We start from the raw sequence: 6,467 nt of genomic DNA, 5'->3' as shown, positions 1-6,467 counted from the left end.
CCAGTTCTTCGATAAACGCCTCTTCGATCTTTTTGTTTTTCCGACGGTAGTAGTAAAAGACTCCGATGACCATCAGAATGATGGCGGCGATAAGGTAATGCAGAACCTCCTGAATCTCCTCTTCATGCTGACCGAAAATGTATCCGAGTGCCAGCAGAACGGCGCACCAGATGCCCGCACCCAGGAAAGTGTAGATGCTGAATCCGAGCAGCGGCATTTTTCCGATACCGGCAGGCAACGAGATGTACTGGCGTATACCGGGGAGCAGACGCCCCCAGAATGTGCTTGCCGGCCCATACTTTTCAAAAAACTCTTCGGTTTTGTCGATCGTTCGCGGTTTGAGTAAGAGATATTTGCCATATTTGATGAGAAATGGACGTCCGAGTTTGTGCCCCAGCGCGTAGTTGAAAATGGCGCCTGCCAGCGATCCTCCGGCTCCTGCCAGAAACGCGGCGGCCAGGTTCATCTCATCTTTGCTTGCGAGGTAGCCTGCCGGAATCATGGCCACTTCACTTGGAAACGGGAAAAAAGAGCTCTCCAGAAACATCATGATAAAGATACCCAGGTATCCCATCGCTCCCACCGTTTCTACGATCCAGTTGACGATTTCGTGCAAATTAACATCCTTGTAACGCAATGGCGGTATAATACCGAAAAAGAACATAAGGGTTGAACATGGTCATTTCACTCGACTCCCCGCTCGATATGCATCTGCATCTTCGGGACGGGGATATGCTCGACATCGTTGCGCCTCTGAGTGCCGAAACGTTTGCAGCCGGCCTCATTATGCCGAACCTCGTGCCGCCCGTAACGACGAAAGAGGCGGTTTGCGCCTATCGTGAAAGGATTTTAGAAGCACAGGCCGGACATCGGTTTCTTCCCTACATGACTCTCTTCTTCAAATCGGACTATTCGCCAGAGTTTTTAGAATCGGTCAGGGAAGAGATACTTGCCATCAAACTCTATCCGGCTGGTATCACGACCAATTCCGAAGGAGGGGTGAGCGGTTTCGATCTCGGAGAACTTTCACCGGTGCTCGGTGCGATGAGCGATCTCGGTATTCCGCTTTGTGTGCATGGCGAAACGGGCGGATTCGTCATGGATCGTGAGGCGGAATTCATACCGGTTTACGAAATGCTGGCGCAGAATTTTCCCGATCTGACCATCGTCATGGAACACATCACGACGAAGGATGCGGTCGAAGCACTCGACCGATATGAAAATCTCTATGCCACGATCACCCTGCACCATCTCTACATCACCCTCGACGATGTCGCCGGCGGACTTCTGCAGCCCCATCTTTTCTGCAAACCGATCGCCAAACGTCCGGAGGATCGTACCGCACTGCTGAACGCGGCACTCAAAGCCCATCCGAAAGTGATGTTTGGGTCCGATTCGGCACCGCATCCGCGTGACAAAAAAGAGGCACCGGGATGTGCAGCCGGTGTCTTTACGGCTCCCATCGCGCTGCAGGCACTCGCACAGTTGTTCGATCGTCACGATGCGCTCGACAATCTCCAGGCATTCGTCAGCGGCAATGCCCAACGCATTTACGGCATCGTGCCGCCCGTCAAAGAGGTGGTGCTCGAGAAGACACCATGGCTCGTTCCGGATATTTACGAAGGCACGGTCGTTCCGATGTTTGCCGGTCAAAGCCTTGAATGGAGAATCGTGAGTGTCGGGTAAACTGCTGCTGCTCGAGGATGACAGACTTTTCGGAGAGACGCTTGTCGACTTTCTGGAAGGGGAGGGGTACGATGTCATCCATTTTCTCTCTGCGAAACCGGCTATCGAAGCGGTTTACGAAGATGATGAATTCGATCTCTACCTTCTCGATGTCAACGTGCCCGAACTCAACGGTTTCGATCTGTTGAAACAGCTGCGGGAAAGTGGAGACAGAACGCCGGCCATCTATATCACCTCCGCCCGTGACAAAGAGGCCCTTGCCAGGGGATTTCACAGCGGGGCCGACGACTATATGAAAAAACCGATCGATCTGGATGAGTTGCTGCTACGCATCGAAGCGCAGCTCCGTCGTCAGCAGAAGACCCAGAAAATAGAGATTGGCGAGTATCGTTTCGATATGGAGAGGCTCGTGTTGTACAGAGGAAACGAGCCGGTACAGCTTCCGAAAAAACTGGCGGAACTACTGGGTCTTCTGCTTCGGAACCGGGGTGAAGTGGTGAATACCGAGGAGATATTGCAGGAGATATACGGCGAAGAGAATCCGGGGACCGGTGTGCTTCGTGTCTATATCAACAAACTCAAGCAGCTTTTCGGCAGAGAGAGTATCAAAAATATCCGGGGTGTCGGTTACTGTTTCGATGCGTAGGAATGGATCACGGTTTTGAAACGTAAACAGATCGCAAAAGTCCTGCTATTTTATGTCGTGACCTTCGTCGCGATGGCGGTGTTGATGTGGGTCGTATTCGAGAATTTCGGATACAGCAACGAGAATTTCCTGATCGTTACGCTCATGCTTCTGCCGCTCTCCGTACTGTTCGGATATATCCTCTCCAAAGTGGCGCTCGAGCCGCTTTTCATCACGAACGATCTGCTCGACAAACTCCTCAAAGATACGCTTCACGAACTCAATATTCCGCTTTCCACGATTTTTGCGAATGTTTCGATGCTGAAGCGAAACGAGGATGATCCGAAAAAGGTCACACGTCTTCAGCGTATCGAAAAGTCGGCGGAAAATCTGGGAGAGCTTTACGAAGATCTCGACTATTTCATCAAAAAAGAGATCGGCTCCGTCGAACGGGAAACATTCGATCTGGATGAAGTGATTCAGTCGAGTATTCACAAGATGGACGACATCAAAGGCGATATTTCGATACAATACTTTCCAAGTCGATTCCCGATTACAGCCGACAGACGCGGATGCCAAAAGGCGATCGACAATCTGATCTCCAATGCGATCAAATACAATCGGGAAAAAGGGAGAGTGGATGTGTCGATCGAGAATGGATGGTTTGTCGTGCGGGACAGCGGTATCGGGATGGATGAGACAGCACTTTTTCATATTTTTGATCGGTATTACCAGAGTGATCTGAGCGCTTCCGGTTATGGCATCGGGCTGCACATCGTCAAGACATTCTGTGACGAACACGGGATTGCCATCAAAATCGATTCGAAAGTGGATGAAGGCACGACATTTCGACTCGATTTTGCATCGGTAGCGCACGAATAGACAAAGTAAGGATTTATGGATAATGAATACGACAAAAATGGCCGATATCGTCGATTATGGCTTTATCGGGTTGTTGGGATTGATGAGCGTGATTGCACTATGGCTTATATTGGAACGCTACTTCTATTACCGTCATGTCGATCTGCGGAGCTTCGACGAAAAAGAGGAGCTTGAAATCGCGTTGGGAGAAAATCTGACGATGATCGCTTCGATCGGAGCAAATGCGCCATTTATCGGTCTTCTCGGAACGGTCATGGGGATCATGGTCACCTTCATTACGATCGGACAGAGCGGGCTCGTCGAAACCAAGGATATCATGGTCGGTCTGGCACTGGCGCTGAAAACGACGGCCGGAGGTATTCTGGTGGCCATTCCGGTGGTATGGTTCTACAACATGTTGGGACGCAAAGTCGAGATCCTCGTCGCCCGATGGGAGATGATGAAACGGCGGGGAGAAATTTAGTGTTGAGTATTGGGTTTTGAGTGCTGGGTGGATGAGAGAGAGAAAGTGCCCGCGCAGCGTCTCGCCGACCGGTGAAGCTTCAGTGAGAGGAATTTCTTCACGGACTTGTTCGTGAAGAAAGGAGATATGGTTTTATGAAAATCAAAAAGTTCGACCAGATCAATGTTCTTCCTTTCATCGATATCATGCTCGTGCTGCTCGTCATTGTTCTCACCAGTGCGTCGTTCGTCAGCAAAGGGTCGATCCCCGTCGATCTGCCGGAAGCGAGCAGCACGAGTGCGCCCATCGACAAGATGCAGAGTATCGTCATCGACAAAAACGGCAATTTCTACTTCGAAGACAAAAAGATGGCTTTTGATGCGCTCAAAGCGAAGATTATGACACTCGACCCGAAAAAGGATGCACTGATCATCAAGAGCGATGCGAAAAGTCAGTTTCAGAATTTCGTGAAAGTGATCGATCTTCTCAAATCGAAAGGGTTCGAGAAAGTCAGTATCGAAACCAAGCAGTAAAGGTATTCTATGAAAATTATATTGACAGCGTGGATCCTGGCCGTTCTGCCGCTTCAGGTTTTTGCCCTCGATCCGTCATGCAAAGGCTGCGGCGCGGGCAAGTTGATGCTGCAGTGCGACTACTATGTCGCGAAACAGGGAGATATGAGCAGACAGCATCTGTGTGAGGAGTATGCCAAAATCGTCGACATCGACGGAGCGTCGGCGAAAGCTGCCTGGTATTACCTGCTGGCAGGAAAACCCCAAAAGGCGTTCGATGCCGCGATAAAAGCGTTGAAACAGGGGCAGACTTTTGCCGCCGGTTATGCAGCCCAGGCGATGACGATTATGGACAATCCGGAAAAGGCGAAACAGTATCTATCGCAATTTACAAACGGGGTTGAAGAGCGGGATTATTTTGAGAAAGAGGTTTCGACACTGAGGAAAATCTACCCTTCCATCGATTTTTCGATTCTTTCGAACTGAAAAAGCCGTCCATATGCAGGACGGCTCGTACTATTTGGTATGGGCTTTATGCGCCGCGATAAGATCTTCGATATTGGCCCCGAGAACATACACATTTTCATAACCGAGTGCTTCAAGATATCCCATTACCCGGTTTGCAAACCATCCTTTCAGACATGTCACGACGATCGGCGTCGTTTTGTCCTGTGGCAGAATGTCGAGATAGGTGGTGAACTCTGTATAGGGAGTGTAGTAGGCATTCGGAATATCGGCTTCTTCCGCATTTTCTCCCTTCACTTTCGCCGGTGGTCGAACGTCGAGCAGTACGGCGCCTACTTCTTTTATCAGCTCAATCGTTTTTTCCATATTGACATTGCCTAGATCCAACTTCTCTTTGTCGCGTTTGATTGCCTCGTCGATGCGTTCCACGATGTTCTGATCCAATGTTGTCATAATACCCTCCTTTTTGTTGAGTCTTTCTATATCAAAATTCTATAATAATCTTACTTAACTTTCAAGACCGGCGGGGGTTGTACACACTGTTTGCACAAATGGGTGATAGCATTGTCGTATCTCAAGGAGGACGACATGGCACTCACGCCGCTCTATATCGGGTTTTCAAGAGCGTCGGGCTACTTCAAAAGCCTTTCGCTCTTTTTTCTCCGTCTGATTCTCGCATACGGTTTTTACGAACCTGCAATGATGAAGTGGAACGATATCTCCGCCGTAGCGGAATGGTTCGGGTCGATAGGTATACCGTTTCCGACACTCAATGCCTATATGGCAGCGGCGACGGAGCTGACAGGCGTCGTTTTGCTAACGCTCGGATTTTTAACGCGTCTCATATCCCTGCCTCTGATCGTCGTAATGGTCGTGGCCATCGTGACGGTCCACCTGCCACACGGTTTTTCAGCAGGGAACAACGGATTCGAAATTCCGCTCTACTATATGATCATGCTGTTCGCACTGGTGGCGCACGGCCCGGGACGTTTCAGTCTGGACCGTCTCCTTTTCAAAGAGGATGCGTAGAACCCATCTCTAAATTCGCCGATCGACTCTCCGTTATGCGAGCTATCAGCGGCACGCGTCGATAACCGATTCCTCATTCGGATAGAGATAGATTTCGACTCGGCGGTTAATTGCCATATTGGTGGGCGAGTCGTTTGGGACGAGCGGCTTATTGAACGAGCAGCCTCGGGCATAGATGCGATTCTGTACACCAAGATTTTTCAGGAGGTTTGCGACACTGAAAGCACGTTTTTGCGAGAGTTTGAGATTGTAATCGTAACTGCCGCGGCTATCCGTGTGTCCGACAACCTGGACGATCGTCGAAGGATAATTTTTCAACACATCGACAAGCCGACCGATCTTTTCGCGCGCTTCGGGAGTCGGATCGGCTTCGTTCGTCCTGAACATCATCGTGCTTTTGAAAGTGATTTTGACGTAATTCTCGTGTTTGGTGACGATGATATCCTGATATTTGGCCGCCTCTTTTTCGTTTTGGCTGACATTCGTATTCATCGAGTCGGCGACTTCCTGTGCCTGTTTGTCGAGATTGTAGCCGATGACTCCTCCCACGGCCGCACCGGCTGCGGCTCCGATCAGCGCGCCTTCTCCGCGGTGTCCTTTGCTGACTGCTGCACCGAGAGCGGCTCCTGCCAGAGCCCCGATCAGAGCACCCTGCTGTGTCTTTTCTCCCTGGTTCGGCATCTCGTTTTTGGAGGCGCATCCACCGAAGGTCAAAGCGGCTGCCAGTGAGATCCCGATAATTTTATGATAACTCTTTTTCATGATTGGCTCCTATATTGAAAAATTTGCCATATTATAACGATTTAGTGTGAACTCATCGTAAATA

10 protein-coding genes are annotated in these 6,467 nt (G+C 50.0%); 7 read left to right on the top strand and 3 right to left on the bottom strand.

The annotated features are described in order from the left end of the window. Positions 1 to 616 (bottom strand): DedA family protein (locus Q1K24_RS08730; protein ID WP_366903817.1); only part of this gene is annotated, 616 nt, incomplete at its 3' end. A 59-nt stretch (positions 617 to 675) separates the two neighbouring features. Between Q1K24_RS08730 and pyrC the strand changes: the two genes are divergently transcribed. The 6 genes from pyrC to Q1K24_RS08700 all read left to right on the top strand — a co-directional run bounded on the left by pyrC (position 676) and on the right by Q1K24_RS08700 (position 4,633). Further along, positions 676 to 1,686, top strand: a complete 1,011-nt coding sequence (pyrC, locus tag Q1K24_RS08725) for a dihydroorotase (protein WP_300368977.1) — start codon at positions 676 to 678, stop codon at positions 1,684 to 1,686. Continuing rightward, positions 1,676 to 2,332: a response regulator transcription factor gene (locus Q1K24_RS08720; protein WP_300368974.1), complete on the top strand. Its 657-nt coding sequence runs from the start codon at positions 1,676 to 1,678 to the stop codon at positions 2,330 to 2,332. The genes pyrC and Q1K24_RS08720 overlap by 11 nt, the downstream gene beginning before the upstream one ends. A gap of 15 nt (positions 2,333 to 2,347) precedes the next feature. Beyond that, a complete protein-coding gene (locus Q1K24_RS08715) occupies positions 2,348 to 3,193 on the top strand; it encodes a HAMP domain-containing sensor histidine kinase (protein ID WP_300368971.1) in 846 nt (281 codons plus the stop codon). Positions 3,194 to 3,215: 22 nt separating this feature from the next. Then, a complete protein-coding gene (exbB, locus tag Q1K24_RS08710; RefSeq protein WP_300368968.1) occupies positions 3,216 to 3,656 on the top strand; it encodes a TonB-system energizer ExbB in 441 nt (146 codons plus the stop codon). 134 nt (positions 3,657 to 3,790) lie between these two features. Continuing rightward, a complete protein-coding gene (locus tag Q1K24_RS08705; protein WP_300368965.1) occupies positions 3,791 to 4,168 on the top strand; it encodes a biopolymer transporter ExbD in 378 nt (125 codons plus the stop codon). Between the two features lie 9 nt (positions 4,169 to 4,177). After that, positions 4,178 to 4,633: a hypothetical protein gene (locus Q1K24_RS08700; RefSeq protein ID WP_300368960.1), complete on the top strand. Its 456-nt coding sequence runs from the start codon at positions 4,178 to 4,180 to the stop codon at positions 4,631 to 4,633. A 30-nt stretch (positions 4,634 to 4,663) separates the two neighbouring features. Here the strand turns inward: Q1K24_RS08700 and Q1K24_RS08695 are convergent, their stop codons facing one another. Beyond that, positions 4,664 to 5,065: a rhodanese-like domain-containing protein gene (locus tag Q1K24_RS08695; RefSeq protein WP_300368957.1), complete on the bottom strand. Its 402-nt coding sequence runs from the start codon at positions 5,063 to 5,065 to the stop codon at positions 4,664 to 4,666. 135 nt (positions 5,066 to 5,200) lie between these two features. On the opposite strand from Q1K24_RS08695, the gene Q1K24_RS08690 reads away from it, so the two are divergent. After that, positions 5,201 to 5,641, top strand: a complete 441-nt coding sequence (locus Q1K24_RS08690) for a DoxX family protein (protein WP_300368954.1) — start codon at positions 5,201 to 5,203, stop codon at positions 5,639 to 5,641. A gap of 45 nt (positions 5,642 to 5,686) precedes the next feature. On the opposite strand, the gene Q1K24_RS08685 is transcribed toward Q1K24_RS08690, so the two are convergent. Next, positions 5,687 to 6,403 (bottom strand): OmpA family protein, encoded by a 717-nt coding sequence (locus tag Q1K24_RS08685; protein WP_300368951.1) that lies wholly within the window; start codon positions 6,401 to 6,403, stop codon positions 5,687 to 5,689. Positions 6,404 to 6,467 lie beyond the last annotated feature (64 nt).

The sequence above is a fragment of the Hydrogenimonas sp. genome, assembly GCF_029932565.1.
GTDB lineage: Bacteria > Campylobacterota > Campylobacteria > Campylobacterales > Hydrogenimonadaceae > Hydrogenimonas.
Note: the sequence above shows the minus strand (reverse complement) of the source record. Positions and strands in the feature narration are given on the sequence as shown.